This is a genomic window from Agrobacterium sp. OT33 (assembly GCF_017313365.1).
GTDB classification, from domain to species: Bacteria; Pseudomonadota; Alphaproteobacteria; order Rhizobiales; family Rhizobiaceae; genus Agrobacterium; species Agrobacterium rhizogenes_A.
In genome coordinates, this window is the sequence record NZ_JAFLMZ010000003.1 from 1 (window position 1) to 26,020 (window position 26,020).

General features: G+C 59.5%; 28 protein-coding genes, 3 tRNA genes and 1 pseudogene. 16 read left to right on the forward strand and 16 right to left on the reverse strand.

The features are described from left to right. Positions 1 to 77: pseudogene (locus JZX88_RS07535) on the reverse strand (elongation factor Tu); the annotation flags it as partial. 407 nt (positions 78 to 484) lie between these two features. On the opposite strand from JZX88_RS07535, the gene JZX88_RS07540 reads away from it, so the two are divergent. After that, entirely contained in the window at positions 485 to 1,117 is a 633-nt protein-coding gene (locus JZX88_RS07540) for a TerC family protein (RefSeq protein ID WP_065113672.1), read from the forward strand. 479 nt (positions 1,118 to 1,596) lie between these two features. On the opposite strand, the gene JZX88_RS07545 is transcribed toward JZX88_RS07540, so the two are convergent. Both JZX88_RS07545 and JZX88_RS07550 read right to left on the reverse strand, forming a co-directional pair. Further along, a complete protein-coding gene (locus JZX88_RS07545) occupies positions 1,597 to 1,962 on the reverse strand; it encodes an MliC family protein (protein ID WP_206913168.1) in 366 nt (121 codons plus the stop codon). A 700-nt stretch (positions 1,963 to 2,662) separates the two neighbouring features. Further along, positions 2,663 to 3,112, reverse strand: a complete 450-nt coding sequence (locus tag JZX88_RS07550; RefSeq protein ID WP_065113674.1) for a hypothetical protein — start codon at positions 3,110 to 3,112, stop codon at positions 2,663 to 2,665. Between the two features lie 274 nt (positions 3,113 to 3,386). Between JZX88_RS07550 and JZX88_RS07555 the strand changes: the two genes are divergently transcribed. Together JZX88_RS07555 and JZX88_RS07560 are read left to right on the forward strand one after the other, a co-directional pair. Next, positions 3,387 to 3,713 carry a BA14K family protein gene (locus tag JZX88_RS07555; RefSeq protein ID WP_065113675.1) on the forward strand — a complete coding sequence of 109 codons (327 nt, stop codon included), beginning with the start codon at positions 3,387 to 3,389 and terminating at the stop codon, positions 3,711 to 3,713. Between the two features lie 138 nt (positions 3,714 to 3,851). Continuing rightward, complete coding sequence (locus JZX88_RS07560) at positions 3,852 to 4,046, forward strand: hypothetical protein (protein ID WP_065116007.1); 195 nt, start codon at positions 3,852 to 3,854, stop codon at positions 4,044 to 4,046. Between the two features lie 107 nt (positions 4,047 to 4,153). Here the strand turns inward: JZX88_RS07560 and JZX88_RS07565 are convergent, their stop codons facing one another. Next, positions 4,154 to 6,004: an ABC transporter ATP-binding protein gene (locus JZX88_RS07565; RefSeq protein ID WP_206913170.1), complete on the reverse strand. Its 1,851-nt coding sequence runs from the start codon at positions 6,002 to 6,004 to the stop codon at positions 4,154 to 4,156. 86 nt (positions 6,005 to 6,090) lie between these two features. After that, positions 6,091 to 6,528, reverse strand: a complete 438-nt coding sequence (locus JZX88_RS07570; protein ID WP_246753455.1) for a glycoside hydrolase family 108 protein — start codon at positions 6,526 to 6,528, stop codon at positions 6,091 to 6,093. Between the two features lie 498 nt (positions 6,529 to 7,026). On the opposite strand from JZX88_RS07570, the gene JZX88_RS07575 reads away from it, so the two are divergent. Continuing rightward, positions 7,027 to 7,320 (forward strand): hypothetical protein, encoded by a 294-nt coding sequence (locus tag JZX88_RS07575; protein WP_206913171.1) that lies wholly within the window; start codon positions 7,027 to 7,029, stop codon positions 7,318 to 7,320. Between the two features lie 49 nt (positions 7,321 to 7,369). On the opposite strand, the gene JZX88_RS07580 is transcribed toward JZX88_RS07575, so the two are convergent. Both JZX88_RS07580 and JZX88_RS07585 read right to left on the reverse strand, forming a co-directional pair. Then, positions 7,370 to 7,443 (reverse strand) — tRNA-Gly (locus JZX88_RS07580). Between the two features lie 25 nt (positions 7,444 to 7,468). Then, positions 7,469 to 7,553: transfer RNA gene (locus tag JZX88_RS07585), tRNA-Tyr, on the reverse strand. A 209-nt stretch (positions 7,554 to 7,762) separates the two neighbouring features. Between JZX88_RS07585 and rlmB the strand changes: the two genes are divergently transcribed. The 5 genes from rlmB to JZX88_RS07610 all read left to right on the forward strand — a co-directional run bounded on the left by rlmB (position 7,763) and on the right by JZX88_RS07610 (position 11,600). Then, positions 7,763 to 8,650: a 23S rRNA (guanosine(2251)-2'-O)-methyltransferase RlmB gene (gene rlmB, locus JZX88_RS07590; protein WP_142856897.1), complete on the forward strand. Its 888-nt coding sequence runs from the start codon at positions 7,763 to 7,765 to the stop codon at positions 8,648 to 8,650. Positions 8,651 to 8,726: 76 nt separating this feature from the next. Beyond that, positions 8,727 to 9,119: an acyl-CoA thioesterase gene (locus tag JZX88_RS07595; RefSeq protein WP_004442658.1), complete on the forward strand. Its 393-nt coding sequence runs from the start codon at positions 8,727 to 8,729 to the stop codon at positions 9,117 to 9,119. A 5-nt stretch (positions 9,120 to 9,124) separates the two neighbouring features. Beyond that, positions 9,125 to 9,718 (forward strand): hypothetical protein, encoded by a 594-nt coding sequence (locus tag JZX88_RS07600; protein WP_110760235.1) that lies wholly within the window; start codon positions 9,125 to 9,127, stop codon positions 9,716 to 9,718. Positions 9,719 to 9,788: 70 nt separating this feature from the next. After that, positions 9,789 to 10,190 carry a DUF2946 family protein gene (locus JZX88_RS07605; protein WP_142856900.1) on the forward strand — a complete coding sequence of 134 codons (402 nt, stop codon included), beginning with the start codon at positions 9,789 to 9,791 and terminating at the stop codon, positions 10,188 to 10,190. Between the two features lie 45 nt (positions 10,191 to 10,235). Next, the gene (locus tag JZX88_RS07610) at positions 10,236 to 11,600 is read left to right on the forward strand and encodes a PepSY domain-containing protein (RefSeq protein WP_206913172.1); all 1,365 of its coding nucleotides are present in this window, start codon (positions 10,236 to 10,238) and stop codon (positions 11,598 to 11,600) included. Positions 11,601 to 11,674: 74 nt separating this feature from the next. Here JZX88_RS07610 and JZX88_RS07615 read toward each other — a convergent pair whose 3' ends face one another. Both JZX88_RS07615 and JZX88_RS07620 read right to left on the reverse strand, forming a co-directional pair. Next, positions 11,675 to 12,151 (reverse strand): nuclear transport factor 2 family protein, encoded by a 477-nt coding sequence (locus JZX88_RS07615; RefSeq protein WP_206913173.1) that lies wholly within the window; start codon positions 12,149 to 12,151, stop codon positions 11,675 to 11,677. Between the two features lie 12 nt (positions 12,152 to 12,163). Continuing rightward, on the reverse strand, positions 12,164 to 12,775 hold the full coding sequence (locus tag JZX88_RS07620; RefSeq protein ID WP_206913174.1) for an NAD(P)-dependent oxidoreductase: 612 nt from the start codon (positions 12,773 to 12,775) through the stop codon (positions 12,164 to 12,166). A 156-nt stretch (positions 12,776 to 12,931) separates the two neighbouring features. Between JZX88_RS07620 and JZX88_RS07625 the strand changes: the two genes are divergently transcribed. Next, positions 12,932 to 13,315: a helix-turn-helix domain-containing protein gene (locus tag JZX88_RS07625; protein WP_110760230.1), complete on the forward strand. Its 384-nt coding sequence runs from the start codon at positions 12,932 to 12,934 to the stop codon at positions 13,313 to 13,315. Positions 13,316 to 13,351: 36 nt separating this feature from the next. Here JZX88_RS07625 and JZX88_RS07630 read toward each other — a convergent pair whose 3' ends face one another. After that, on the reverse strand, positions 13,352 to 13,813 hold the full coding sequence (locus JZX88_RS07630; RefSeq protein WP_256436300.1) for a GNAT family N-acetyltransferase: 462 nt from the start codon (positions 13,811 to 13,813) through the stop codon (positions 13,352 to 13,354). A gap of 70 nt (positions 13,814 to 13,883) precedes the next feature. After that, the gene (locus JZX88_RS07635) at positions 13,884 to 14,237 is read right to left on the reverse strand and encodes a DMT family protein (protein WP_035223996.1); all 354 of its coding nucleotides are present in this window, start codon (positions 14,235 to 14,237) and stop codon (positions 13,884 to 13,886) included. Between the two features lie 256 nt (positions 14,238 to 14,493). Between JZX88_RS07635 and uvrB the strand changes: the two genes are divergently transcribed. Further along, on the forward strand, positions 14,494 to 17,436 hold the full coding sequence (uvrB, locus tag JZX88_RS07640) for an excinuclease ABC subunit UvrB (RefSeq protein ID WP_206913175.1): 2,943 nt from the start codon (positions 14,494 to 14,496) through the stop codon (positions 17,434 to 17,436). 210 nt (positions 17,437 to 17,646) lie between these two features. Here uvrB and JZX88_RS07645 read toward each other — a convergent pair whose 3' ends face one another. Then, on the reverse strand, positions 17,647 to 18,324 hold the full coding sequence (locus tag JZX88_RS07645) for a hypothetical protein (RefSeq protein ID WP_371741106.1): 678 nt from the start codon (positions 18,322 to 18,324) through the stop codon (positions 17,647 to 17,649). A 110-nt stretch (positions 18,325 to 18,434) separates the two neighbouring features. On the opposite strand from JZX88_RS07645, the gene JZX88_RS07650 reads away from it, so the two are divergent. Further along, entirely contained in the window at positions 18,435 to 19,403 is a 969-nt protein-coding gene (locus JZX88_RS07650; protein WP_206913176.1) for an alpha/beta hydrolase family protein, read from the forward strand. A 37-nt stretch (positions 19,404 to 19,440) separates the two neighbouring features. On the opposite strand, the gene JZX88_RS07655 is transcribed toward JZX88_RS07650, so the two are convergent. Further along, positions 19,441 to 19,812, reverse strand: a complete 372-nt coding sequence (locus JZX88_RS07655) for a DUF1801 domain-containing protein (RefSeq protein WP_371741110.1) — start codon at positions 19,810 to 19,812, stop codon at positions 19,441 to 19,443. Between the two features lie 217 nt (positions 19,813 to 20,029). On the opposite strand from JZX88_RS07655, the gene JZX88_RS07660 reads away from it, so the two are divergent. Together JZX88_RS07660 and JZX88_RS07665 are read left to right on the forward strand one after the other, a co-directional pair. Continuing rightward, complete coding sequence (locus tag JZX88_RS07660) at positions 20,030 to 20,485, forward strand: PRC-barrel domain-containing protein (RefSeq protein WP_206913177.1); 456 nt, start codon at positions 20,030 to 20,032, stop codon at positions 20,483 to 20,485. 159 nt (positions 20,486 to 20,644) lie between these two features. Next, positions 20,645 to 21,256, forward strand: coding sequence for a DUF922 domain-containing Zn-dependent protease (locus JZX88_RS07665; protein WP_142856915.1), 612 nt, complete (start codon positions 20,645 to 20,647; stop codon positions 21,254 to 21,256). Between the two features lie 8 nt (positions 21,257 to 21,264). Here JZX88_RS07665 and JZX88_RS07670 read toward each other — a convergent pair whose 3' ends face one another. Beyond that, entirely contained in the window at positions 21,265 to 21,867 is a 603-nt protein-coding gene (locus tag JZX88_RS07670) for a J domain-containing protein (RefSeq protein ID WP_046798137.1), read from the reverse strand. A 386-nt stretch (positions 21,868 to 22,253) separates the two neighbouring features. On the opposite strand from JZX88_RS07670, the gene JZX88_RS07675 reads away from it, so the two are divergent. Next, positions 22,254 to 22,607 (forward strand): nuclear transport factor 2 family protein, encoded by a 354-nt coding sequence (locus tag JZX88_RS07675; protein WP_110760228.1) that lies wholly within the window; start codon positions 22,254 to 22,256, stop codon positions 22,605 to 22,607. Between the two features lie 52 nt (positions 22,608 to 22,659). Here JZX88_RS07675 and JZX88_RS07680 read toward each other — a convergent pair. After that, positions 22,660 to 22,735, reverse strand: a tRNA-Thr gene (locus JZX88_RS07680). 213 nt (positions 22,736 to 22,948) lie between these two features. Here JZX88_RS07680 and JZX88_RS07685 point away from each other — a divergent pair. Then, positions 22,949 to 24,688: a GGDEF domain-containing protein gene (locus JZX88_RS07685; RefSeq protein WP_206913178.1), complete on the forward strand. Its 1,740-nt coding sequence runs from the start codon at positions 22,949 to 22,951 to the stop codon at positions 24,686 to 24,688. A 58-nt stretch (positions 24,689 to 24,746) separates the two neighbouring features. Here the strand turns inward: JZX88_RS07685 and JZX88_RS07690 are convergent, their stop codons facing one another. Continuing rightward, a complete protein-coding gene (locus tag JZX88_RS07690) occupies positions 24,747 to 25,856 on the reverse strand; it encodes an endonuclease/exonuclease/phosphatase family protein (protein ID WP_206913179.1) in 1,110 nt (369 codons plus the stop codon). Between the last annotated feature and the right edge of the window lie 164 nt (positions 25,857 to 26,020).

Consider the following 26,020-nt stretch of genomic DNA (forward strand, 5'->3'; position numbering starts at 1 on the left):
GTCTTGCCATGGTCAACGTGACCGATCGTGCCAATGTTGACGTGCGGCTTCGTCCGCTCAAACTTGCTCTTTGCCATGTGAATTGCTTCCTGTGAACGTGAAGTAGTTTCCCCGGCGAACCGGTTTGGTGTCGCCGTTTAAGGCTTTGTAAGCGAATGCGCAAGACTTAATTGTCAAAGCGCCATCGCACACGCCCGCGACGTACCCTGAGGCGCGTATATGGTGTATCGTTTGCGACATTTAAACCCTCGAAAGGGGCAAGTCGGCACGAGACGCGGGAAGCCTCCTCCTCCACTGTCGCCGATCACTATTTGCGGTATTTCCATCACAACTTCTTTACCTATGCCCGCATGATGGCTTATGGACATTCCATCGCCGGAGGGAGACGGGCGAGCGGAACAATGCGCCGGGCGCACCATCTTATATCTTCATTTCGACCAGCCGCGTTCTCCCGCGCGACCTTGCATCCGTTTCAGGACATCCCATGGAAATCTTCACAGCCGCCGGTTTCACGGCATTCTTACAGGTGATCGCGATCGATCTCGTTCTGGCGGGCGACAACGCCATCGTCATTGGCCTTGCCGCAGCCGGCCTCCCTGCCCATCTCCGCCGCAAGGCGATCCTGGTCGGCATCATTGCCGCCACCGTTCTGCGCATCGGCTTTGCCGCCGTCACCGTGCAGCTGCTTTCCATCGTCGGCCTGCAATTGTTCGGCGGCCTGCTGCTCGCATGGGTGTGCTGGAAGATGTGGTCCGAGCTGCGCGAGGCCGCGGGCTCCATCGAAGACGAGGTAACCGACGAAGAGGCCGACCTGACCAAGGGTCACAAGACCTTTTTCCAGGCCGCGACCCAGATCGTCATCGCCGACGTCTCCATGTCGCTGGACAACGTGCTTGCCGTCGCCGGCGCCGCCCAGGAGCATGTGACCGTACTGGTGATCGGGCTCATCGTCTCCATCGCCCTCATGGGGCTTGCAGCGAACTTCGTGGCCAAGCTGCTGCACCGCTATCGCTGGATTTCCTATCTCGGCCTGATGGTCATCATCTATGTGGCGCTCAACATGCTCTATCACGGCGTGATCGAGGTCCTGCCCTACATCAAGCCTTATCTGGGCTGAGCCGCCCCATAACGGCACCGCCTGCCAAGGCCCGGAAACTTCGGTTTCCGGGCTTTTTTTGCGCCATGTTGCGCGGCGTCGTCCGCCCGAAAATCTCATCCCAGCTGCCGGCAGACGTCTCGGGGAATCACCCGCCACAACAGCTGCAACATCCGGACAAGACAGGGAAATCGTGATTTTTCGCCCATGGATTTTGGCAATTGAGGTCAGCCACGGGCAAGCCTAGGGAGCTAGCAATAAGTCATAATAATAAAAAGAAAGGTAAAGCTGCCAATGGCTTATGACTGGAGCGGCGGGCGGACCCGCCGCCTTCGAAGGATGAAACTCGGCGTTGTCGCAAGCTCCCTCATCCTTCTCGCGCTCATGGTGTCGCTCGTTCTTGGCTGAACGTGCCGCAAGCGCAGACCAACATTGACCGGCGGCATGGCAAGGTTTCACAACCGCCCTGCCGCCGCTCCTTCAGGCAATGCCGCAGGCGGTCAGGACTTTTTCTTTTCCACGCAATGAACCGGCTTCTTCATCTCCGGGTCCGCCATCAGATCGTAAAGATCCGCCTCCTCGCCCTTCGACCACCAGACATGGACGCCTCCCTCATATCTGGCCCCCGAGCCTGAAATGACATTCGCCGCAACGAGGACCCCATTCTTCAGCCCCAGCCGCACGAGGCTGATATCCCCGGCATTGAAATAAACGGCCTCCACCGTGTCCGAGCCGCATTGGTAGACAGTCTCCACCTTCTCGACCGCCGTATCCTTCGGAAGCGGAATCACCAGATCTTCGGCAAGGGCGCCGGAGGCGGCCGACGACAGGACGACGAAGCAGATGGCGGCGATGGATTTTGTCATGATGTCCCTTTCCTGATTAGGCCGGGACATAAGGCCACGGCAGCAAAGCCAAAATTGGGCAGCTGTTCCTGATCCGCAGAATTATCAGGGCCATCAACGACGGACGGCGCATCACGAATGGCCGGGGGCTATGCTTTCAGCCACCGCCAGTTCACTCTGGAATCAGCCATCGCACGCTACCGGTAGTATATCCAGTACGCGATCCCGAGAATCACTGCCCACATCAGCAACGATATGGCCAGTACGGCGAGATAGTTTCTAAATCGTCTTGTCATCCGCCCACATTGCCGGCCGGCCGCCCGGGAGGACAGCTTTCGCCGTTGAATTGCTGGATGCGGGTCGAACCGCACGATCAACCCTTCTACCAAGATACGGAATCACGGACCATTCGCAGATTTTACCCGCCCTAAACCGGGGTCGCACAAAGGCTGCCGGGCTCAGCCGGGCAACTTCACTTGGGCCCCGCCATGGATCGCGCGGAACCGAAGGCATCCAGACAGTTGGCAATGGTGACAGAGAGGACAAAACAAAGCCCGGCCATGCCGGCGCACGAAACTGCAAAGACGGGCGCATGTTCCGCCAGAGGTCACATAAAACCCGTCCGGCACAAGCGGCATCCGCTTTCCGGTCTGGTCCTGCATTTACATGAATGGTCGGGTGACGGCGATCAGCCGCCACCCCGGCCCTTATCCGGCCCTTGTCAGCTCTTCAGCGCCGTATTGCACAGGCTCCAGTAGCCGCCGCCCTTCTGAATCCACTTCAGATCGCCGAGCGTGCCGTCATTCTTGTTCTTGTGGTAGGAATCGACGCAGGTTTTCAGGCGCGCCTTGCCGGGCGTCTCGCTTGAATATTTCTTATCGACAGCACTCGGAAAAGCGACGCCCTTCGGGGCCTTTATCGTCGCTTTTTCGGGTTCTTTGTCGGTTGTGGCCGCGACCTGCTTGTCGTCGGCCGCATCCTCGGCTGCCGCATCGGCACCGCAGAATTTGGCGCGATAGTCGTTCCACTTGACGTCCTTCGCGGACCCGTCAGCTTTCGCCGCCTGATATTTCACGCTGCACTCTTTCATGGTGAGTGCGGCTGCGGGGGAGACAAACGCTGCCGATGCCAGCAGCGCAAAGGATGAGAGAATGACAACCCTGTTAAACATTGGAGACTCCCGTGTGCATGATTGCCGGGCGACTATCCGACCGGATTTTCCGCTTGTCAACGAGCATTGCAGCAAGGATCGAAAGCGGGATTGACGCAGAAAAACCGCAGGCGCGGACAGGATATTGCCGCAGCGCAGCCAGCATCTTCAAATCCAGCCGCTTCAAATGTCACGCCGCCCCGGAGAATCACGTATTCGTGTGGCGTCAACCCCTCGAGGGAACGAAATCCCTAAATTTTCGTTAGCATCCCGAACGAATAACGAGGATTTATCGATGTTGAGGATGCCGAAGACTATCTCCGCGCTCGCTCTTGGCGTCGCATTATCTGGCGCTTCCGTCATGCCCGCTCATGCGCTGAGCCTCATACAGCCGGCCTATCAACCGCCGGAACAGGCTCAGACCTCCACGCAGCGCAGCTATCCCGCCTCCGCCTTCGCCGCAGGAACCGGCGAAGATGCCACGACCAATGGCTATGCCCTGACGCAAGCGGAAATAAACCACGTGAAATGGTGTGCGGCCCGATACACCTCATACCATCCGACGGATAACAGCTACATGGCCCCCGCCGGCACCCGCACGCAATGTCGTTCGCCCTATTGACCGACCCGAAACACCGTCTTGCGTAACGGGCGGAAAACCTCGCCCGTTGCCGGCAAGATAAAATTTACCTTAAATTTTATTGACCTGAACCTTTTTCCTCGCAGGCCGTTTGAAGCGCAGGTCAACGGGGCAGACGCGATGTTGTGGAATCTGGAAAAGCTGGAACAGGAAAGGGTGGAACTGATCGAGGTCATCACCGCCCTCAGCCATGTGGAGCGCCTTTCGCAGGATGAGCATTCTTCGATATTTGAAAAAATCGCGGCGCATATGGGAAGGCTGAGTGAACTGGACGCCGAGAAACAGCGGGTTCAATCCGCGCTTGAAGCAGTCTGAACGCACGTCACGCCAGCCGGCTGCCACCAACGGTATAGCTCGATGCGGTCATCGCCCCGCTGGCCCGTGGCCGCAGATTTCACCTGATCACTCGTCTTCCGGCCTGATCACTCGTCTTCCGGGATGAAGCCGCCGATCTGACGTTTCCAGAGGCGCGCAAACAGCCCACCCCGCTCCACCAGCTCCTCCGGCCTTCCCTCTTCGATAATCCTGCCATGATCCAGCACGATGATCCGGTCCATTCGTGCAATGGTCGACAGGCGGTGCGCGATGGCGATCACCGTCTTGCCCTCCATCACCAGGTTCAGCTTCTCCTGAATATCGGCTTCGGACTCGCTATCAAGGGCGGAGGTGGCTTCGTCGAGGATCAGGATCGGCGCATCTTTCAACAGCACACGCGCAATGGCGACCCGCTGGCGCTGCCCGCCGGAAAGCTTGATGCCGCGGTCTCCCACAAAGGCCTGAAATCCTTTGCGCCCCTCATTATCGGCGAGATCGGCGATGAAGGCGTCGGCCTTCGCCACTTTCGCCACCTGCTCCACCTCCTCCTGCGTCGCATCCGGTCGCCCGTAGCGGATATTGTCACCAACCGACCGGTGCAGCAGGGCCACGTCCTGGGCAATCACTCCGATATTGCGGCGCAGGCTCGCCTGTGTGACCTCGCGAATATCCTGACCGTCGATACGGATGACACCATCCTGAATGTCGTAGAACCGCAGGAGCAGATTGACCAGCGTGGTTTTTCCCGCACCTGACAACCCCACAAGTCCGACCTTCTCCCCGGCGCGCACGGTCAGCGACAGATCATCGATCACCGGCCTGCCAGACTTGTAGGCAAAGCGGATATGGTCGAAATCAATGTCCCCACGCGAGACACCGAGTTCCGCAGCGCCTGCCCTGTCGGTAATGGTCGGCGGCGTCGTCATGACAGGCATGGCGTCCTTGATCGTGCCGATCGCCTGAAAGATCTGCTGGCCCATCTGCAGGAAGGTGAATGTGTGCCCCGACAGCCGCTGCAATATATAAACGGCGCCGACGAATTCTCCGACCGTGATGAAGCCCTTCACCAGACCGGAAAACCCCACCGACAGGATCGCCAGCCACAACGCCATGTTGAGCGCAACCACGGCCAGTTCGGACGCGCGGTAGACACGCTGCTCCCTGTTCTGCGTCTGCACCGCCTTCATCAGGATGCGGCGAATTGCGCCCGCCTCGCTGTCTTCGGCGGCAAATTGCTTGATCATCTGCATATTGCTGTAGAGATCGGTAATCGCGCCCGAGACAAGGCTCTTTTGTTTCGCCGAGCGCCGCGAACGCTCCGTGAAGACAGGGGCAAGTTTGACGGCGAGAACCACATTCAGCACGATCCAGATGAACACCGGCAGCGCCAGCTGCCAGGACAGGGCGGCAAGAAGCGCAAGAGAGCCGATCATTTGCAGCAGGAAACGCGGTCCGATCTGGAATGCGTTGATGATCTGCTGCTGCACCGCCGACGAGACCTGCGAAAGGCGCGAGGCGACCTGCCCGGCATAAAGCTCATGGAAAAATGCCAGATCCTGCCGCTCCACCGCCTTGTGTCCCTGCCACTGGATGGCCACCGGCATGGCGATGCCGAGCGTGTGCGAATTGAGTGTATTGAGAAGAAACGAAGCCACCGGCATGGCCGGGAAAATCAACAATCCGAGAACGGTAAGCAGCGGCCATTCATTGCGTAAGAAGGCCTCCGCTCCCTGCGCCGTCACCCCATCGACGATGACGGACAATCCCCAGATGATCGACAGATTGATGGCTTCCACCGCCATGGACGACAAGGCAAGGGCAATGAGGACACCGCGAAACATCGCGATGAAATGCAAGAGCACCGCGACGGGACCTTTCGACGGCAGCGGCCGGAAGGGAATGTCGAGCGGCCGTATCAGCGTCTCGAAAGGGCGAAAGATCGTATCTGAAATCGACATGGGCCTCTCGGAATCACAGCTTGGCATCGACGGGGAGGAATCAGCTACGCGCCCGGCATGGAACCATGCATGGCCCCTGACCTCAATTATAAAGAATGGCTGGCGCCGCCTTCGCGGCGGCTCCCCTGAACATGGCATGAAATATGCGCATGAACCGACGGCGGCCTGATGCCGATATTCCGATGCAGATCCTCGCGCACGCCAAGGACGCGCTGAAGGCGGCGTACTGCGGTTGCTGGCCCAGAATTCACGCCGAAATCGAACGCTGCGTAATCGAGGCCCTTCGGCAGCAAGTCGCCGCCGCTCTGCACCCAATACGACCGGCGATAGATTTCAGTTGCCTCTTCCCTCGTCATTGCCTTGACCTGTTCGGCCGTGACGGAAGCAACACCACGATGCGCGGCGAGTGTCTTGTGGGTGATGCCGTATTTGGACGGGCCGCCCCGATCCGTCTTTGCATTCACGTAGCCGCCCTCGTGACCAAACATAAGGTCGAGAGCGACGGGAAGCGTTTCCCGAGCCATGGAGTTCTCCAGATTTTCAGATTTTTGATGACCAAAAGCTACGCCGTGCGCCACAGCACACGCCGCCAACTGCGGATGAAAATGAAATCCTTTTTAGGGTCTGTTCAGGTCAGGTTAATTGCTGCCCCGTCACTCTCAGACCGTTGGAACTGCAGACCTCGACACACGTTATTGTCTGTTATTCGGAGATGAGATTATGAAAATACTCACTGCAGCAATCTGTCTGGTTTCGGTCGGCATCCTAAGCGGCTGCGTTGACGACCCGGGATACCGAAGTGGCGGATACTATACGAGCGGCGTCTACTACCGCACCTACGATAGAAATCGCCACTACCGCGATTATGATCGCCGGGATTGGCGTGCAGATCGTGGCCACTATGGGCGAGATCGAAGGGAATGGCGCGATAGACGCTTTCGGCCAGCAGGCATCTACACTGAGTACGGGGTTGGTGTCCGATAAGAGATCATCGACTACTGCGCGACGGGTGACGGGTAGGCTTGACGGTACATCCAACAGCAATGATGCGGCTCGACGGAAAGCCCTATTGGGATAATCGATACACCGAGAAATTTAAGAAGGTGAGAAATGCTGCCGGCGTTCCATCAAACGTGTGGTCGATGGATTCTCGTGCGGGTGCTGTTTCGGAAACAATCGAAGCGACGGGATCGCTGGAAGCCGCAAGAGATTTGGCAACGCACACGACGACAAAGACGACTAGGCGTTACAGCCGTGGCGATGGTTTGGAAACGAGCAGGAAGATAACCGAAGCCAGAGAGAAAAACAGAACCTGACACGTTCTGACATGAGTGACACGGCACTGATGTAAATTATTGAAAAATATGGAGCGGGTAGCGGGAATCGAACCCGCGTATTCAGCTTGGAAGGCTGCTGCTCTACCATTGAGCTATACCCGCGGTGGCGATTTCGATCCGTGCAGAATGGTGGAGGGAGTTGGATTTGAACCAACGTAGGCGTAGCCAACGGATTTACAGTCCGTCCCCTTTAACCACTCGGGCATCCCTCCAGTTATCTGCGAGGATCAAGCGACCAAGCTCTTCAGATTTCGCTGCGGCGAAGCGCCGTTGCGTCGTCTGTGGCGCGTATATGACGGCCTCGTTCGTTTCTGTCAACACGCCCTTTCACGAATTTTCGGGAAAAAATTCAAACCCCTTTGCAGCCCTGTGGATTATCGCGGGGGCTGGTGCGCGGCTCACGCCGGAGATATAAGGCGCCATGAGCAAAGACGATCCCAAGAACAAATCCACCCGCGACACGCATTACGCCAACCTGCGCCGTGCCGTGCGCGACGCCAAGCGAGAGCGGGGCGAAATTCCGACTCCGCAGCAGCCGAAACGCCGCAACCGCGGCGCCGACGACTGGAAGCCGCCGCAGCTTGCACCGGATCAGGTGCATCTTTACGGCCTGCATACCGTGCGCGCCGCACTCGCCAATCCCGAACGGCAGATCGTCAAGCTCTCCGTCACCCAGAACGCTTTCGCGCGTCTCGATATCGGTGAAGCGGATGCGCAGCCCTTCCCGGTGGAGATGGTGTCGCCGCAGGATATCGACCGGGTGCTCGGCCCCGAAGCCATCCACCAGGGCGTGATGCTGGAAACCCGGCCGCTGCCGGTCAAGCGGCTTGGCGCGCTGAAGGACAGCCCGCTCATCCTCGTGCTCGATCAGGTCACCGACCCGCACAATGTCGGCGCAATCATGCGCTCGGCCGTCGCCTTCAATGCCGGCGCCGTCATCACCACCATGCGTCACAGCCCGACCGAGTCAGGCGTGCTGGCGAAATCCGCTTCCGGCGCGCTGGAACTCATTCCCTATATCCAGATCACCAATCTCGCCGATGCGCTGGGCGAACTGCACAAGCTCGGCTTCTTCTCCGTCGGCCTGGATTCGGAAGGTCCCGCCCCCATCGAACAGACCTTCAGCGGTGAAAAGATCGCGCTGGTACTGGGTGCCGAAGGCAAGGGGCTGCGCCAGAAAACCCGCGAAACCGTCTCGGCGCTTGCCCGTCTCGATATGCCGGGCGAGATCAAATCGCTCAACGTATCGAATGCCGCGGCCATCGCCCTTTACGCAACACAGCAATTTCTGGGCAAAGCGTCGTCCTGACGCTTGCCCTTCCTTGCGAAATCGCAAAGCGCATCGCATGCTGCACCTTTGTCATTCGCACGGAGTAAATCTCAACATGACCGACCAGACCATCAAACCGACCGGCGAGCTGACGCTCAGGACACTCGCCATGCCGGCCGATGCCAATCCCGCCGGGGATATTTTCGGCGGCTGGGTCATGTCGCAGATGGACTTGGCGAGCGGCATCCGTGCAGCCGAACGCTCGCGCTGTCGTGTGGTCACGGCGGCGGTCAAGGAAATGGCCTTCGAACTGCCGGTGAAGATCGGCGATACGCTGTCCATCTATACCGACATCGCCCGCGTCGGCCGCACCTCCATCACGCTAACGGTGGAAGCCTGGGCACAGCGGTCGCGTTATGACAAGCTGGAGAAGGTTACCGCCGGCACCTTCATCATGGTGGCGATGGACGAGAACGGGCAGCCGACGCCCATTCCTCCGGCGGAGTGAGCGCCATGGAGGCCGCCGTCAACGCCGCAGAAGCCTATTCGCATATTCGCGCGGTCATGGGCATGGTGGTCGGCCTCAGCCTCGCCCGTCTGCTGACCGGTCTTGCCGGCTTCGTGCAGCATCCAAAGAAGGAGCGCATCTACCCGCTGCATCTCGGCTGGGTGGCGTTTCTGTTCCTGATGCTGGTGCATTTCTGGTGGTGGGAACACCGGCTTTCCGCCACCGGCCACGTGCTGGGCTTCGGCGCGTTCCTGTTCCTCATCCTGTTCTGCTCGCTGTTCTATTTCCTCTGCGTGCTGCTCTTTCCCACGGACATGAAGGAATATAAGGGATATGAGGACTACTTCTTTTCCCGCAAAAGCTGGTTCTTCGCCTTCCTGGCGGCACTTTTCGTCACCGATATCGGCGACACACTGCTAAAGGGACAGGACTATCTCGCCTCGCTCGGCCCGGAATATCTCATCCGCACAGCCATTTACGTCGTTCTTTTCACCTGTGCCGCCTTCATCGGCAACCGCCGCTTCCACCGGTTCCTCGTGGTCTTCGCGCTGATCTACCAGATCGCCTGGATTTTCCGCACCTACGACCTGCTGGCCTGAAGGCCGCAACACCCTGATGCCGTCATTGTGTCGCGGTGACATTTCGCCGCGACTATGGCATTGCGGCCATATGGGATTTATTCGCAGGATCATGCAGGACAGGAGCTCGGCTGGCGCCATCGCCACGCTGGCCGTCCTGCTTTTCCTTTTGCAGGGTCTCGCCAATGGCCTGACCAGCGGCAACATGGCGATGGCCGCGCTTGCGGCGGATGAGGTCATCTGTTCCAGCCACATGCCGGACGGCCCCGCAAAGCAGGACCCGGCGGGCAAAATTGCCGCCGACTGCTGCGGAACGCTGTGCCGGCTGGCATCGGCCACCATTGCCACTCTCCCGGTCATTCCTGTCGAACGCGCGGACAGGATCATTCCGACGGGCGAAGTCGCCTTTTTGAACTTCGACGCGGCATTGCCGCCATCGCCGCCCAATCTGGAATCGCGCCCGCGCGCACCGCCCGCCTCTTCGCAGAACTGAAACTTTCCCGGCTTGCCGGAAATCACTCTTCTTGCGGAGACATCCATGTCCGTTACGACCTCTTTCGAGGGCGATCGCGCGCCTGCGCATTCCTCGTCCATCAATCTTTACCGCGCCGTGTGGCGCTGGCATTTCTATGCCGGTCTCTTCGTCCTGCCCTTCATGATATCGCTCGCCGTCACTGGCGCCCTTTATCTCTTCCGGGACGAATTCGATAACCTCATCCATTCGGATTTGAAGCGGATAAAGGTGGTACAAAACGCACCGAAAGCGCTGCCTTCCGAAATTATTGCCGCTGCGCTGACTGCCGTTCCTGGCACTGCCGTCAAATATACGACCCCCGCCGATCCCGGCGCATCGGTGGAAATCACCGTCAATACGGCGGATGGCAGGCGCGCCGTCTACGTCAATCCCCATACGGCTGAGGTTGCCGGCTCCCTGCCGGATCGCGGCACCATCATGTGGACGATCCGCTATCTCCACAGCCTGAAATATTTCGGCACCTATGCCCGTTATCTGATCGAGATCGCCGCCGGCTGGTCCATCCTGCTCGTGGCCACCGGCATCTATCTCTGGTGGCCACGAAAACAGACGGGCGGTGTCGTCACCGTGCGCGGAACGCCGAAAAGGCGGGTCTTCTGGCGCGATACCCATGCCGTCACCGGCATCTTCGTCGGCTTTTTCATCGTCTTCCTCGCCGTCACCGGCATGCCATGGTCCGGCGTGTGGGGCGCGAAGGTCAATGAATGGGCGAATGGCAGCAATTTCGGATACCCGGCCGGCGTGCGCACCGATGTTCCGATGTCGGGTGACCATCTCGATCACGTGGCCAAGACAAGCTGGTCGCTGGAACAGGCAAAAATACCGGAATCCGCCACGTCCTCTGCCGGCCAGCCGATTGGAATAGACGAGGCGATCGCGCGCTTTGACACGCTCGGCCTTGCAGCCGGTTACGCTGTCGCCCTGCCGGGAAAACCGGCCGGTGTTTATAGCGGCTCCGTCTATCCCGATGATCTGGCGAAACAGCGCGTCGTCCATCTCGATCAATATAGCGGTGAACCGCTTATCGATATGAGCTACGCCGATTACGGCCCGCTCGGCAAGGCGCTGGAATGGGGCATCAACGTGCATCTGGGCCAGCAATATGGCCTTGCCAACCAGATCGTGCTTTTGGCGGCCTGTATCGGCATTGTGCTGCTTGCCGTCTCCGCCGGTATCATGTGGTGGAAACGCCGCCCGCAAGGCTCGCTCGGGGTACCACCTTTGCCGCAGGAAAAACGCGTGCTGCGCGGGCTCCTCGCCGTGCTCGCCATCGGCGGCATCCTTTTCCCGCTGGTGGGTGCGAGCCTGCTGGTGATGCTGGCGCTGGATCTGATCGTGCAGTCTCGCCAGAAGCGGCGGGCGGGTTAAAAAGGCATCCTCTAAAATGAAAACAGCCGGGCGAAAATCCCGGCTGTTTCCCTCGTTATTGACGAAAGTCTGACTTAGAACATCGTATTGTTGTTTGCCGCCGTCTCCGGCACCGGCTGGATCACATCCCAATGCTCGGTGATCTTGCCATCGGTGACGCGGAAGATATCGACGATAGCCGTGCCGCGATCGCCCTCTTTTTCGGTCGAGTGAATATGCAGATAGACGAGATCGCCATCCGTTGCGCTGCGGACGATGCGCGCTTTCGACTGCGGGTTTTCCTTAAAGAATCCCGTAAAATAATCGACAAACGGCTTCTTGCCGTCAGGCACATTGGGGTTGTGCTGCTTGTAGCTGTCGACGACAACGGCAGCGCCCTTCTCCACCTCGTGCTTGTTGAAGACGGTGTCGTAAAATTCGATCACCAGCTTGCGGTTGGCTTCTTCCTGAGCCAGATCGCGATTTGCGGTTTGCGCCAGAACCGGCGCGGCCACCAAAGCGGGCACGAGGGCGAAAGCGGCGATGGCAAGACGACGTGTTACGAAATTCATGGGTGATACCTCTCAATAACCGACGGTGAAACGCTGGCGGGAATGCTGCGGCTTCTCGATTTCATCGACAAGCGCGATGGCATAGTCTTCGAAGGAAATACGGCTGCCTTCGTCATTGCTGAGCAGGCTGTCCTTGCCGATCCGGAATTTTCCGGTTCTTTCCCCCGGCACAAATTCGGCTGAGGGTGACAGGAAGGTCCAGTCGAGCTGCTTTTCCTGTTTCAGCAGATCCAGGAATTCCGCACCTTTCGTCGCCTCGGCCTTGTAGGCGGCCGGGAAATCCGGCAGGTCGACCACGCGCTGGCCGGGCGTGATTTCAAGGCTGCCGGCACCGCCGACCACGAGATAACGCTGAACGCCGGAAGCACGCACCGCCTCGATGAGCTTCAAGGGATCGCTGGCGGTGAAGTGCACCGAGCTTATCACAGCATCGTGACCCCTCAGCAGCTCGGAAAGCGCCGCCTGATCGAAGACATCGCCCTTTTTGGCCACCACATTCGGCAGGCTGGCGATCTTCTCAGGAGCGCGGGCAATCGCCGTTACCTGATGCCCCCGGTCGGAAAGTTCCTTCAAAATGCGGGAGCCGGCATTGCCGGAAGCGCCGACGAGCGCGATTTTAGCCATGGCTTCTGTCCTTTCGTCACTATCGTTATCGGTCTAAATAATAGACCGCGAAAGAGAGCTATGGTATCGCAACCATCACCGCAAGAAGTCAGCGGCGACTGATCTGGTCACATGGCGATGACCTTGAAAGGTGAAAAAGGGCAAGGGGTAAGAACAGTGTCGGACACGCAAACAAAGGAAATCTTCACCTTCGAGCAACCCTGCCCGATCCGCGACGTGCTGGACCGCATCGGCGATCAATGGAGCCTGCTGGTTCTGGAAGCCCTGCAGGGCGGCGTGCTGCGCTTCAACGAATTGAACCGCAGGATCGACGATATTTCCAAGCAGATGCTGTCGCGCACGCTGAAGCGGCTGGAAGAAGACGGCTTCATCCGCCGCACGCTTTATGCCGAAGTGCCGCCGCGCGTGGAGTATGAGCTGACCAATCTCGGCCGCTCGTTTCTGGTGCCGATGCAATTGCTGGTGCAATGGGCCGACGAGAACCATATCCGCATCTGCAAGGCGCGCCTGCAATATTCCGAAAACGACAATCGCGGCTGATCGGGTTGCCGGCACGGACAGGATCGCAAACCGTGCCTAGGCCAGACGATAGACCTTGCAGACCAGCCCTTCCGGCTGACGGTAGGTTGTGAAGCCCATCGCCTCGTAATAATTCTGCCCGAGCCTGTTATCCGCGCCGATGCTGGCATCGATATTTTTCAGGCCGCGAGCCTTCGCCGCCTTTCGGGTAGCCATAAAGAGCGCGGACCCCACACCCCTTCGCGCCGCATGCGGGCTGACATGGGTGCCGATGATACCCCAGCCTTCCGCCACGCCGTAGGGATTGTCCGCCCGCGCGTAACGCAGCGACTGGAAGCCCAGAATACGCCCGTCCTCGTCCTCGGCGACCGAACACTCGATACGGTCGGCATGCCGGATGTAATTTTCCAGCACCACACCGATATCAGTCGGCGCCTTTCGGAGGCCTGCCGAGAATATCTCGTTCTGGACCGCCGCCATGCCAGCCGCATCATCGTCTCTCGCAGGCCGTATCTTCATCGATGTATCAACCTCATAGGTGTTGCGACTGCTGGCATATGGTCCAGGGCCGGAGCCTCACCATGCGGGATCAGGACCGGAAAATGAAGGAAGCACCAAAAGCGATCAGCGCGAAACCGATCACGTGATTGATGGTGATGCTCTCCTTCAGCCAGAAGATCGAGAACAGTGCGAAAACCGCGAGCGTGATGACCTCCTGAATGGTCTTGAGCTGCGCGGTGGAATAGACCTCCGACCCGATGCGGTTCGCGGGGACGGCGAGCATATATTCGAAAAACGCGATGCCCCAGCTGGCGACAATCGCCAGAAAGAGCGCGCTGCCCTTGTGCTTGAGATGGCCATACCAGGCGAAAGTCATGAAAACATTGGAAGCGATAAGCATCAGGACAGGCCAGATGTGAGCGGGACTGATCGAAAACGGCATGATGATTCCTGAAAATAGGGGAGGATGTCATGAGAGGCAGTTTGAAAACGCAACCATCATTCTGCCGACAGGGATTTGCTCTAGCGCATCACACCGAAAACCGGAATCGATTTTCGACATGGTTTGATAAAGCTGCATCCAGCCGCTACGCAACGCAGCCGGCCGAATTTTGTTCCGCGTGGCTTGTTTCCTTTTTGTACTCATTTTTTCATCACCTCCCCTTCCCTTTGCGCGTGACTCCCTCCATATTTCGCCCATGGCCAGATCACCGAAAAACCCCACCTCCTCGCCCCCGGGCTTCGAGGAAGCTCCGCAATCGTCATTCGAAGGCGCGCCGCTGAGCGGCAGCGTCGCCGACTGGGTGAAACAGCTGGAGGCGGAAGCCGAGGCGGGCTCGGTGGAAACCCAGCGCGAAATCGCCTCGAAAGCGGGCAAGCACCGCAAGAAGATCGAGATCGAGGCCCGCAAGGAGGCCGAAAAGGCAGCCTCGAAGACGGCCAGGAAAACCACCGCATCCAAGACCGCGCGCGGTGTTTCCATCGGCGCGTCGAGCGATCCGAAAACCCGCGCCGCCGCCGGTCTTAATCCCGTGGCGGGTCTTGATGTCTCGCTGGAGGATGCCGCCAACCTTGCACCCAGTTCCGTGACCGCCACGGTCGAGGCGCTTTCCGCGCTGATCGAAAGCGGTAATCCCCTGTTCAAGGACGGCAAGCTCTGGACGCCGCACCGCCCGGCCCGGCCGCCGAAATCGGAAGGCGGCGTCGCCATCCGCATGGCCTCGGACTACCAGCCCGCCGGCGACCAGCCGACCGCCATCGCCGATCTCGTTGAGGGCATCAATTCCGGCGAGCGCAGCCAGGTTCTGCTCGGCGTCACCGGTTCCGGCAAGACCTTCACCATGGCCAAGGTCATCGAGGCGACGCAACGGCCCGCCGTCATTCTCGCCCCCAACAAGACGCTGGCGGCACAGCTCTATTCCGAGTTCAAGAACTTCTTCCCCGAAAATGCGGTGGAATATTTCGTCTCCTACTACGATTATTACCAGCCGGAAGCCTATGTGCCGCGCTCCGACACCTTCATCGAGAAGGAATCCTCGATCAACGAGCAGATCGACCGGATGCGTCACTCCGCCACCCGCTCGCTGCTGGAACGCGACGACTGCATCATCGTCGCTTCGGTCTCCTGTATCTACGGTATCGGTTCGGTGGAAACCTATACGGCCATGACCTTCCAGATGCAGGTGGGCGACCGGCTCGACCAGCGCCAGCTTCTGGCCGACCTCGTGGCCCAGCAATACAAACGCCGCGACATGGATTTCCAGCGCGGTTCGTTCCGCGTGCGCGGCGATACCATCGAAATCTTCCCCGCCCACCTTGAGGATGCCGCCTGGCGCATCTCGATGTTCGGCGACGAGATCGATTCCATCACCGAATTCGACCCGCTGACCGGCCAGAAGACCGGCGACCTGCAATCCGTCAAGATTTACGCCAATTCGCACTATGTCACCCCGCGCCCGACGCTGAATGGCGCGATCAAGTCGATCAAGGAAGAGCTGAAGGGCCGCCTCGCCGAGCTGGAAAAGGCCGGACGCCTGCTGGAAGCCCAGCGGCTGGAACAGCGCACCCGTTACGACATCGAGATGCTGGAAGCGACCGGCTCCTGCGCCGGCATCGAGAACTATTCGCGTTACCTCACTGGCCGCAATCCCGGCGAACCGCCGCCGACTTTGTTCGAATATATCCCCGATAACGCGCTGCTGTTCATCGACGAAAGCCACGTCTCCGTCAGCCAGATCGGCGGCATGTATCGCGGCGACTTCAGGCGCAAGGCGACGCTGGCCGAATATGGCTTCCGCCTGCCCTCCTGCATGGACAACCGGCCGCTGCGCTTCGAGGAATGGGACGCGATGCGCCCGCTCACCGTCGCGGTTTCGGCCACCCCCGGCTCATGGGAAATGGAGCAGTCCGGCGGCGTCTTCGCCGAACAGGTCATCCGCCCGACCGGCCTCATCGACCCGCCGGTGGAAGTGCGTTCCGCCCGCAGCCAGGTGGACGACGTTCTCGGCGAAATCCGCGAGACCGCCGCCAGGGGTTACCGCACGCTCTGCACCGTGCTGACCAAGCGCATGGCCGAGGACCTGACCGAATATCTGCACGAACAGGGCATCCGCGTCCGTTACATGCACTCTGACATCGACACGCTGGAACGCATCGAGATCATCCGCGACCTGCGCCTCGGCGCTTTCGACGTGCTTGTCGGCATCAACCTTTTGCGCGAGGGCCTCGATATTCCCGAATGCGGTTTTGTCGCCATCCTCGATGCCGACAAGGAAGGTTTCCTGCGCTCGGAAACCTCGCTGATCCAGACCATCGGCCGCGCCGCCCGTAACGTCGACGGCAAGGTCATCCTTTATGCCGACAACATCACCGGCTCGATGAAACGGGCGATGGAGGAAACCTCCCGCCGCCGCGAAAAGCAGATGGCCTATAATGCCGAACACGGCATCACGCCGGAATCGGTCAAAGCGAAGATTTCCGACATTCTTGATTCTGTTTATGAGCGCGATCACGTAAGGGCTGATATTTCAGGCGTTTCCGGCAAGGGCTTCGCCGACGGCGGCCATCTGGTCGGCAACAATCTGCAGGCCCACCTCAACGCGCTGGAAAAATCCATGCGCGATGCCGCAGCCGATCTCGACTTCGAAAAAGCCGCCCGCCTGCGCGACGAAATCAAACGCCTCAAGGCCGCCGAACTGGCCACCATGGACGATCCCATGGCCAAGGAAGAGGCCCGCGCGGTCGAAGGCGGCGGAAAAAACAACCGACGCAGTCGCCTGCCGATCTCCTCCCCAGAGGGGGATGCCGCCACGAACGAAAGCGGAAAATCCCTCTTCGCCAAACCCGCACTGGACGAGATGGGTCCCGGCTCGGACGCAGGAAAGCCGCTATTCCGCAAAAACACGCTGGACGAAATGACCGTGGGTAGAACCGAAAAACCCGTGCGCGGTGCTCTGCCCGACAAGCCGGAAACCGAACCCGGCAAACGGTTCTCGCCGCTGCTGGAAGGTCAGCCGGAGCATGCGACCGACGATCCAGGACCTCTGGTACGCGGCAAGATCGGCGCGGGCTCCTATGAGGATGCCGGCGAGCAGAAGCGCAAAAGCCGGACCAAGGGCAAGACCGGCCGTCCCGGCCGCTGATACGCAACGATCGATCAGGCGGGTGGCGATAGATTTGCCCCCGCTGTAGCGTTGTGCGTGGCAGAACAGCTTCCAACCATAGCTCGAGCGCCTGCACGCTCCGGCAACCTTTGCCGGAGCATTTCCAGTATAGGTTCATGGCCGCTTCACGCCCGGAAATGCGTAAAAACACAAAACACGTCGAGCGCCTCCGTTTAACCGGATACCGTTCTAACCTTCGCAGCGGCTGACCCGCGTCGCAATCTGCGCTGCTCCAAACACCTTCACCAGATCCGCATCGATGGACATCGGGATGTAGTCCTCATTTTCCGCAGGCTTGATATAGGTCGAGAAATAAATCGGCCCACTCGGCAGGGTGCCGGCGGCGCAGACCCGCAATATCTCTATCTCCGTACTGCCGCGGATGCGCGGCCCCTCAATGCGCGAACGGCGCACCTTCTCCTGCAATACGGTGAGCCGTGCAACATCCTCGGGCTTTATTCGCCACACGGTTGTGCCCCATCCGGCCCGGTTTTTTACGCTGAACCGGGCGCGGTCAGCCTCAGACATATCTTCTTCGATCAGTTCGAATGTTTCGACAGTCCTGTCTTTCACGCCCTCAATGCCACTACGGATGATCATCACCGCATCACCGGCGCGTAATGAAAGGAAGGTTGGAAGCTGCAACCCCACCCGCACATGCTCGAAATTCATCGTCAGGAAATCGAGCCGCATGAGCTTGGGAATACTGGAAACCGGCGTCGTCATGCAGCCGGAGAGAAACAAAGGCAAAACAAGCAATCGTATGAAACGCGATAATATCAATGTGAGCATCTGTCGAACCTGAAGGTTGCGGTGTGATGCGCGACGGGATCGGGCAAACAGCCCTCTTAAAAATGAATCCGCCACGCCGGCCCGCAACCTTGCACGAACGGCGTTACCGCAACATTGTGTTGCGGAACCTGGGGGTTCCCACCAACGTTGAGTGTCCTGGTGGAATGGCCAGATGGAGAGACAGCATGCATCGAAAAAATCTCGCAGCCTTCTGCCTTTTCCTTTCCTGCGGACCGGCCTTCTCCGGGCAGATCGAGGATGCCACCTTCCACAGCGCCGCCCTCAACGCGCCGCTTCCCGTCAATATCTACCGCCCGGATGGCACGCCGCCGGAAAACGGCTGGCCGGTGCTCTATCTCCTGCATGGCCATGACGGCGACCAGAACAGCTGGCGTGATCTCGGCAATATCGAAAAGACACTCGACACGCTCATCGAGGCCGGCACCATCCGTCCGCTGGTGGTCGTCATGCCCGGTGTCAAGAACAGCTGGTATGTCGATTCCGCCGCCGTCGGCGGCCCCGGTGATTACGAAACGGCGCTGACCGGCGATCTGCGCCATCAGATCGAAAAAACGCTGCCGGTACGCAAGGATCGTGAAGGCCGCGCCATTGCCGGCCTTTCCATGGGCGGTTTCGGCGCCCTGCATCTGGCCTATGGCCACGAGGACCTCTATGGCGCCGTCGCCAGCCTGTCAGGCGCGATCTGGCAGAATGTACCTGCCTCCGACCTCGACAAGACGCCAGCCGAACTCAAGCTCATTCAGGACAGCGCCTTTTTCCATCAGCTCGACCGCACCACCATCACCAGCGGCGTCGTGCTGCCTTCAACCGGCGACCATTTCTCCGGCGCCTTCGGCACACCTTTCGACGCAAGGCTTTTTAACGAAAAGAACGTCTTCACCCTCGTCGCCCAACACGTCGCCGAAAGCCAGGATCTGCCCGCGACCTATCTGACCGTCGGCGACGATGACGGCTTCTTCCTCTGGCGCGGCGCCATCGCCCTGCATGAGACGCTGCAGGCCGACAAGCGCAAATCCGAGCTGCGGGTAACCGACGGCGATCACGTCTGGTCAGTGTGGAAGGTTTCGATCATCGATGCGCTGAAGTTCATTGATGGCGAATGGGACAAGGCGGCGGATGTCGCGCAGGATTGAGATATTCGCCAGTTTTCGTATCACCGGATGATCCCAATCACTTGCCGGGCCGCTTTTTCCCGCCCTTCGCCGCAACGTTCAACGCCACCGCAGACCTGATCAACGCCACCAGCGCCTCCTCGTCCACCACATCCCCTTCGTGGAAATCGATCGCCCGCCGCATATTGCCGTCAAGGCTGGCATTGAACAGGCCTGCCGGATCGGTGAGCGAAGCACCCTTCGCAAATGTCATCTTCACGGCATTCTTGTAGGTCTCGCCAGTAAACAGGATGCCGTCATGCGACCAGACCGGAACGCCGCGCCATTTCACCTCTTCGACCACCTCCGGGTCGGCCCTTTTGGTCAGTGCACGAATATGCGCGAGCATGGCGCCCCGCCAGTCGCCGAACTCCGCGATCTTCCGGTCGATAAACTCCGATGCCTAGATCTCCTCCGCATCTTTCTCCGCTGTGCTTTTCGCCATGCTGGCCTCCCGATTTCGCCAAACCGCCGCTCACGGTCCGTCATGTCCCCGTTTCGTCTCTCAGCATAGACCAAATTTTCCTGTCTTCCCAAGCGGAACCAAATTTGCTCCCCACCGTTTCCTCCCCGAACGCAACGTTCAGCATAAAAAGGGAAGAAACATCATGAAAATCAATGCCATCGCTCTCGCTGCCGCAGCAGCGCTCTCCTCTTCTGTGGCCTTTGCCCAGACGGCAGCCACGGCCCCTGCTGCCGGCGCGGATGCGACCTTGTCCGGCCCCGGCATCACCATGGGCACCAAGGCCAGCGGCCCGCTGAAGTTCGTCAATGTCCAAAAGACCGACCTCACCGCCTCCCAGCTTGACGGCATGGACATCTATAACGCCCAGAACGAAAACATCGGCGAGATCGAAGATGTGGTGATCGGCGACGGCAAGTCGGTGATCGGCCTGGTCGCCAGCGTCGGCGGCTTCCTCGGCATCGACAAGAGCTATGTGGTGCTCGACCCGGCCTCCGTCGCGGTTCACAACGACAACGGCACTTGGAAGGCCTATGTCGACACGACCAAGGATGCACTGCAGAACGCGCCCAAGCTCGATTACGACAAGCTGGACGACTGATTACCCCTGCAGTCGAACGCTTGTCCCCCCGCGCTTTGTCGCGGGGGTTCTCATGGGTGAGATTACGGCACCATACCCGTCTATCCCGGCCGCACAGACCCTTGCCTGAGGGGCCGCCTCCAGCCTATCTTCGGCGCGCAACCCACCAAGGATCGATGTGTGCCCGCCAACAGTCTCTCCTCCCTCGCCGTCAGTGCCGCCATGATCATGCTGAGCGCCGTTCCGCTGTCAGCGCAATCGGCCGGCTGGAAACCTGCCGAACAGATAAAAACCTATGCCATCAGCGGCAATACGGGCGGTGCGCTCTATCAGTCGATCGGCGAACGCGGTCCAACCGCCGGCGTTCAGGCGATCGCCCACACCACCTTCAAGCTGACATGGCGGCGGGACTACCGCCCGCAGCCGGACGGCGCCTGTGTGCTGGCCACGGCAAGGCCCAATCTGACCATCATCTACACCTGGCCGAAAGCGCCGGCAAAATTGCCGCCGGCCGTTGCCGCCAGCTGGAAAACCTTCATTTCCGGCGTGGAAACCCATGAGCGCGTCCATGGCGACCATATCCTCGACATGGTCCGGAAGATCGAAGCCTTCAGCACCGGCCTGAGGGCGGAAAACGATCCGAAATGCCAGAAGGTGCGTGTTGTTCTGCAACAGCGGCTGGGCGAGCTTTCCAACGAGCAGCGCCAGCGCGGCCGCGATTTCGACCGGGACGAACTGTCGCCGGGCGGACGGGTGCATCAACTCATTCTGGCTCTGGTCAACGGCCCCTGAAGGGACGACTACTCCGCCGCCTCGCCTTTCAGCAGCGGTTCGGAAAGCACCATGGTTTCCAGCTCGTAGGAATAGCCCTCGAGCATGGTATAGGCCTGCTCGATCGCCTCGATCTGCGCCTCCGCATTACGAATGGCTTCGGCGATCGACTGGCTGCGGGCGCGCAGCATGGAACTCAGCACATCCGTCTCCGGCTTGCGGCCAAGACGATCCATATGTTTGCGAACCCGGGTTCGGTGGCGTTCGAGTTCGAGAATATGGAAGCGGCTTTTGAGAATGTCGTCGGTCAGCTTGCGGCGCATGGCGGCCACGGGATCGAAACTTCCGGGCTCACGCTCATCCAGAATGAACTCGTTGACCAGTGTTTCCAGCATCAGCAGGCCCTTCAGGTCCTTGGCGTCGGCAAGCTGGGGGTCATAGCCGGTATCGTCGAACACCTTGCGCCGCACCGGATCCTTCAGGAGCTCATAGGCGGTTTGCAGACGGGCGAATTGATCGGCGTCGCCACCACTGTCGGGATGGGCCGCCTTGGCAACCTTGCGATAAGCCGACTTGACCGCCGCCTCGTCGGCATCGCGCTCCACGCCAAGCAAAACATAGGGATCGATCACAAAAACACCTTCAAACGCAAACTGTTACCCGCATGCCTGATACCGTCGCCACAGGACCTGCGGGTGGATCATAGGCCAAATCCGCCCCGCGCGGCACCCCGCACCGTCGGTTAAACCGGCAAAGCCCACACAAAAGCCCGCGGAGCGACCGGCGGAAAAGCCATTGATGCCGAAATTTGTCGGACCCAAGGCGACTATAATGACAGGCGGGACAAAATTGTGGAAAGCGCCGGCAAAACATGCCGCAGCCCCGCGCACCATTGCTGCCGCAGGCTGCCGCAAGACGGCATCGTGAAGGCGTAAGAGGCGCGTTTTCAGGGGGTTATGGTGGAAATCCGCCAACGGGTGTAAGCTCGGCTTTTGGATTTGAAGGGAGGGACGATCCGATGCCGCAAACCATTACCCAGACCGTCACGGACTATGTGCATGCCATGGCCTATGCGGATGAGGGCCTGATGCGTGACGTTTTCGATCCACGCGCCAGCATCGTCGGCACGTTCGAGGGCGAGACCGAATGGCTGTCCCTGGAGGACTTCGTCGACCAGATGCGAAAAACCGAACGCGGCCTTCCCGATCACGACCCCACGTTTGAAATCCTCGGCATCGACAAGGAAGGCGACAGCGCCTCGGTGAAACTGACGACCCGTTTCGACAGCATGGATTTTTACGAATACCTGTCCCTGCTGGAACACGAAGGCAACTGGTCGATCGTGCACAAGCTCTACCACATCAAACCCTAGACAGGCGGTGGACAGAAAGACCATGTCGGGGAGATCAAGTCATTGAAAATACTGGTGCCCCCGGCAGGGTTCGAACCCGCGACCCCCTGATTACAAATCAGGTGCTCTACCAACTGAGCTACAAGGGCAAGCCAGTGCCTTGCCAACTATCAGATTCTGACTTTGTGTAAAGTAAAAACTGGATTGCACGCCATCCGCAAACCGCTTTTCCACATCGCGTCCGCGGAAAGGTCGGCAAGGGCGCGGCTGTGGCGAAAGGCCCGCAAAATAAGCGAAGTATTTACGCGGCGCAGGTAAGATGGCAATGAAACATAACCATTGCAGTGAGAACAACGCATCACATGCGCGCGAGTATCCAGAAAATACAGCTGACAGGCACGATCGTCATTGCCGCGAGTTCCATCCTGCTGGCCACTCTTGCCGCGCTGCCAAGCGTCACCAATTATCTGCGATATCGTACCAATGTCGCCCAGCTGACACGCTTTGAAACCGCCCTCCAGTCCGCCTGGCTGGTTTCGGCCGAGCGCGGCCCTGCCAACAATCTGATGGGGGCATCCACCCCCGAACCGAAGCTGGTCGAAGGCCTTGCTGCCGCGCGCAAGGCGACGGACGACAAGCTGTCGGAACTGGAAGCTTCCTTTAACGAAGAGATCAGTACTCAGTCCGAACTGGCAAAGTCACTTGCCGAAACCCGCCAGAAGCTCGCCCAATCCCGCGAGGCCGTGGACCAGGTTGCCGCGCTTCCCCCTTCCGCGCGCGGCCACAGCGCCATGTCGAACGCGATTTCATCGATGTTCAAGGCGGCGGACAGCGTCAACATGCTGCGCGGCAAGGCGGCACGTGCCATCATCAAGGTCACGCCCGACGTGGCGATCGACATCGCGATGACCGGCACCGCTGGCGTTATGCGCGACAGGATCGGCCGGCTCGGCTCCTATGTGATCATGAGCCTGCGGGCGAACAGGCAGGAAAAGCTGGGTTATCGCGCCAAATTCGACACCGAGATGCAAAGCCTGCTGTCGCTGAAGGCGTCCCTCACCAACTACACCGCCGCCTATCTGTCGACGCCGCGGCTCGACGACGCACTTCGCGATCTCGAGACCTATTATTTCGGTCAGGCGCTGCGTTATGCGCAGAACACGATCGTGATCGCCATCCCCTCCGCCCAGCCGAGCGTGCTTGAGTTTTCCAGGAATTATATTGCCGGCATGCGTTCGTCCGATACGCTGCGCGATCTCATTCTCTCCGAAACGCGGGCAAGGCTCGAGGCGAAAAAGAACGAGGCGTTGATCTATGGCGGCGCATCTCTTTTTCTCGCCGGCATCGCGGTCATGGTCCTGCTGCGGCTCACGTCCGTCTACAGGACGACGCTGTTCCAGCCCATGCAATCGGTCCGCGCACAGATCGCCGCCATCGCCGCCGGCGATCTTTCCGAGACCCGGCACCAAGACAGGGTCGCGCCGGAGGTGAAGAAAATGTTCGAGGAACTGGATTTCCTGCGCGAGCAGCTTCGTCAGAAGGGCGAAATGGAAGACCAGCAACGCGCTTTGGCCGAACAGCTGCGTACACTTTCCGAAACCGACGCCCTGACGGGTGTATTCAATCGCCGTGCGCTGGAAAGGGCTGTCCGGGCCATATTGATGGGCGAGGACCAGTGTCAGTCGCTCGGGGTGATGATTGTCGACATCGACCACTTCAAATCGATCAACGACCGTTATGGCCATGCCATGGGCGACCTGGCGCTTCAGAAGACGGCGAGACTTTTGCGCGGCGCGTTGCGCAAGAACGATATTCTGGCCCGTTACGGCGGTGAGGAATTTGTCATCGTGCTGCAGGATGTCAGCCACGCCACGGCAACCGCCACCGCCGACCGGCTTCGCCGCCTGATCGAAGCCCAGACCATTGACGAACAGAGCGGATTGTCGCTGACGGCAAGCTTCGGCGTGGTGTGGCAGGAAGCCCGGGCAATCAACAGCTGGGACGAATTGATCGCGATCGCCGACGACCGGCTTTACGAAGCGAAGCGCGCCGGCCGTAACCGCGTCTGGGCCACCTATTTTCCCAAGGTCGCCAACGGATAGGGAGACAATCCGGCAATCCTGCCGGAGCGCTGGCGCCTTCCGCTAAAAGGGGAAATGCCTAGATCAGATCCAGCGTCATCACCACGGGGCAATGATCCGAAGCCTTGGGGCGATCCCAGCCCGTGCGCGGATAACGCTCCACCTCCTGCCCCGGCGGAAAGATGGTGCGATATGGCTGACCGGCGCGGATGATTTCCGGAGCCCTTGTGGCATTGATCTCGGCCAGACGCGGCGAAAGCCAGATATAATCCAGCTGGCACAGGTGCTGCTCCTGCGGCCCGCGGGAATGGTAAAGTGTCCAGCGATCCATGACCTCACGGCGCAGCATCGGATTGGTGACGAAATCATCGGCCGTGAAGATATCGAGCGCACTTCTCTCCTCCTCCACGGGTGTGAAGCTGTAGCCATTGCGCCGATCACCCGCAATCACGACACGTTCCTGATAATCGTTCATATCGCCGCAGATGGCGAAATTCTTGTTGCGCGTATTGCCCACGCCCCAGCGGTTCTCGATGATGCGGCGCACGGCCCTGGCTTCCGCCTCGCGGATCGGCATGGTGCCAATCCGGGCATCCACCGCATCGCGGGCATTGGTCATGGACTTGAAATGCGTGACGTAAAGCGTCAGCGGCTTGCCGCCGATCCTCAAATCGATTTCCAGACAATCCCGTTTGAAAATCTTGTCGTCGATCTGGTTGGTCGCGGCCAGCTCCGTATTGAAGAGATCGAGATTGCGATAGGTCAGCGCCGCATGGCTCTTGATGTCGACGACCTCGATCCTGTCGCCATCCCGCGTCTCCTCGCGCATGACGACGGCGACATCGATGCCGCGGCCATCATTGCCCTCGACCAGATATTTCTGCAGATAGCCATTGCCGACCATGCGGTAGAGATAGCCATATTCGAAGGCCTGCAGCGCGGCCATGTTGTCGACTTCCTGCAGGCAGAGAATATCGGCATCCGCATCGGCGATGGCAAGCGCCGAAAGCTGGCGCGTATCGTCAGTGGAAGAGACCATCCGCGCACTTTCCAGCGCCTGATAGGTCGCCTCGTCCCTGATATCGAAAAGCTGGATCGCCCTGTCGCGCCGCGTCTGGTTGCGAAAGCCGGTGAAATCGAAACGGGTGAGAAGATTTTCGATATTGAAGGTGGCAAGCCGAAGCGACATGAATCAATCCTATTGCTGCGGGGAAAGCTTAGCCGCTCCCGTTCGGCATCGCCAGTAGGCTAAGACGCGATGTTCACCCCGCCCTCATTCCCGTGCCTGTCACAGAAATCCGGCCAGCCCAAATCCCTGGGCTGAAAAGGACGCCTCTCGCCGCGCAGAGGCGT

Excerpts from the sequence above, each read along its gene's own strand:
- JZX88_RS07540 (WP_065113672.1), top strand. The coding sequence starts at position 485 with ATGGAAATCTTCACAGCCGCCGGTTTCACGGCATTCTTACAGGTGATC.
- JZX88_RS07545 (WP_206913168.1), bottom strand. The coding sequence starts at position 1,962 with ATGACAAAATCCATCGCCGCCATCTGCTTCGTCGTCCTGTCGTCGGCC.
- JZX88_RS07550 (WP_065113674.1), bottom strand. The coding sequence starts at position 3,112 with ATGTTTAACAGGGTTGTCATTCTCTCATCCTTTGCGCTGCTGGCATCG.
- JZX88_RS07555 (WP_065113675.1), top strand. The coding sequence starts at position 3,387 with ATGTTGAGGATGCCGAAGACTATCTCCGCGCTCGCTCTTGGCGTCGCA.
- JZX88_RS07560 (WP_065116007.1), top strand. The coding sequence starts at position 3,852 with ATGTTGTGGAATCTGGAAAAGCTGGAACAGGAAAGGGTGGAACTGATC.
- JZX88_RS07565 (WP_206913170.1), bottom strand. The coding sequence starts at position 6,004 with ATGTCGATTTCAGATACGATCTTTCGCCCTTTCGAGACGCTGATACGG.
- JZX88_RS07570 (WP_246753455.1), bottom strand. The coding sequence starts at position 6,528 with ATGGCTCGGGAAACGCTTCCCGTCGCTCTCGACCTTATGTTTGGTCAC.
- rlmB (WP_142856897.1), top strand. The coding sequence starts at position 7,763 with ATGAGCAAAGACGATCCCAAGAACAAATCCACCCGCGACACGCATTAC.
- JZX88_RS07595 (WP_004442658.1), top strand. The coding sequence starts at position 8,727 with ATGACCGACCAGACCATCAAACCGACCGGCGAGCTGACGCTCAGGACA.
- JZX88_RS07600 (WP_110760235.1), top strand. The coding sequence starts at position 9,125 with ATGGAGGCCGCCGTCAACGCCGCAGAAGCCTATTCGCATATTCGCGCG.
- JZX88_RS07605 (WP_142856900.1), top strand. The coding sequence starts at position 9,789 with ATGGGATTTATTCGCAGGATCATGCAGGACAGGAGCTCGGCTGGCGCC.
- JZX88_RS07610 (WP_206913172.1), top strand. The coding sequence starts at position 10,236 with ATGTCCGTTACGACCTCTTTCGAGGGCGATCGCGCGCCTGCGCATTCC.
- JZX88_RS07615 (WP_206913173.1), bottom strand. The coding sequence starts at position 12,151 with ATGAATTTCGTAACACGTCGTCTTGCCATCGCCGCTTTCGCCCTCGTG.
- JZX88_RS07620 (WP_206913174.1), bottom strand. The coding sequence starts at position 12,775 with ATGGCTAAAATCGCGCTCGTCGGCGCTTCCGGCAATGCCGGCTCCCGC.
- JZX88_RS07630 (WP_256436300.1), bottom strand. The coding sequence starts at position 13,813 with ATGAAGATACGGCCTGCGAGAGACGATGATGCGGCTGGCATGGCGGCG.
- JZX88_RS07635 (WP_035223996.1), bottom strand. The coding sequence starts at position 14,237 with ATGCCGTTTTCGATCAGTCCCGCTCACATCTGGCCTGTCCTGATGCTT.
- uvrB (WP_206913175.1), top strand. The coding sequence starts at position 14,494 with ATGGCCAGATCACCGAAAAACCCCACCTCCTCGCCCCCGGGCTTCGAG.
- JZX88_RS07650 (WP_206913176.1), top strand. The coding sequence starts at position 18,435 with ATGCATCGAAAAAATCTCGCAGCCTTCTGCCTTTTCCTTTCCTGCGGA.
- JZX88_RS07660 (WP_206913177.1), top strand. The coding sequence starts at position 20,030 with ATGAAAATCAATGCCATCGCTCTCGCTGCCGCAGCAGCGCTCTCCTCT.
- JZX88_RS07675 (WP_110760228.1), top strand. The coding sequence starts at position 22,254 with ATGCCGCAAACCATTACCCAGACCGTCACGGACTATGTGCATGCCATG.
- JZX88_RS07685 (WP_206913178.1), top strand. The coding sequence starts at position 22,949 with ATGCGCGCGAGTATCCAGAAAATACAGCTGACAGGCACGATCGTCATT.
- JZX88_RS07690 (WP_206913179.1), bottom strand. The coding sequence starts at position 25,856 with ATGTCGCTTCGGCTTGCCACCTTCAATATCGAAAATCTTCTCACCCGT.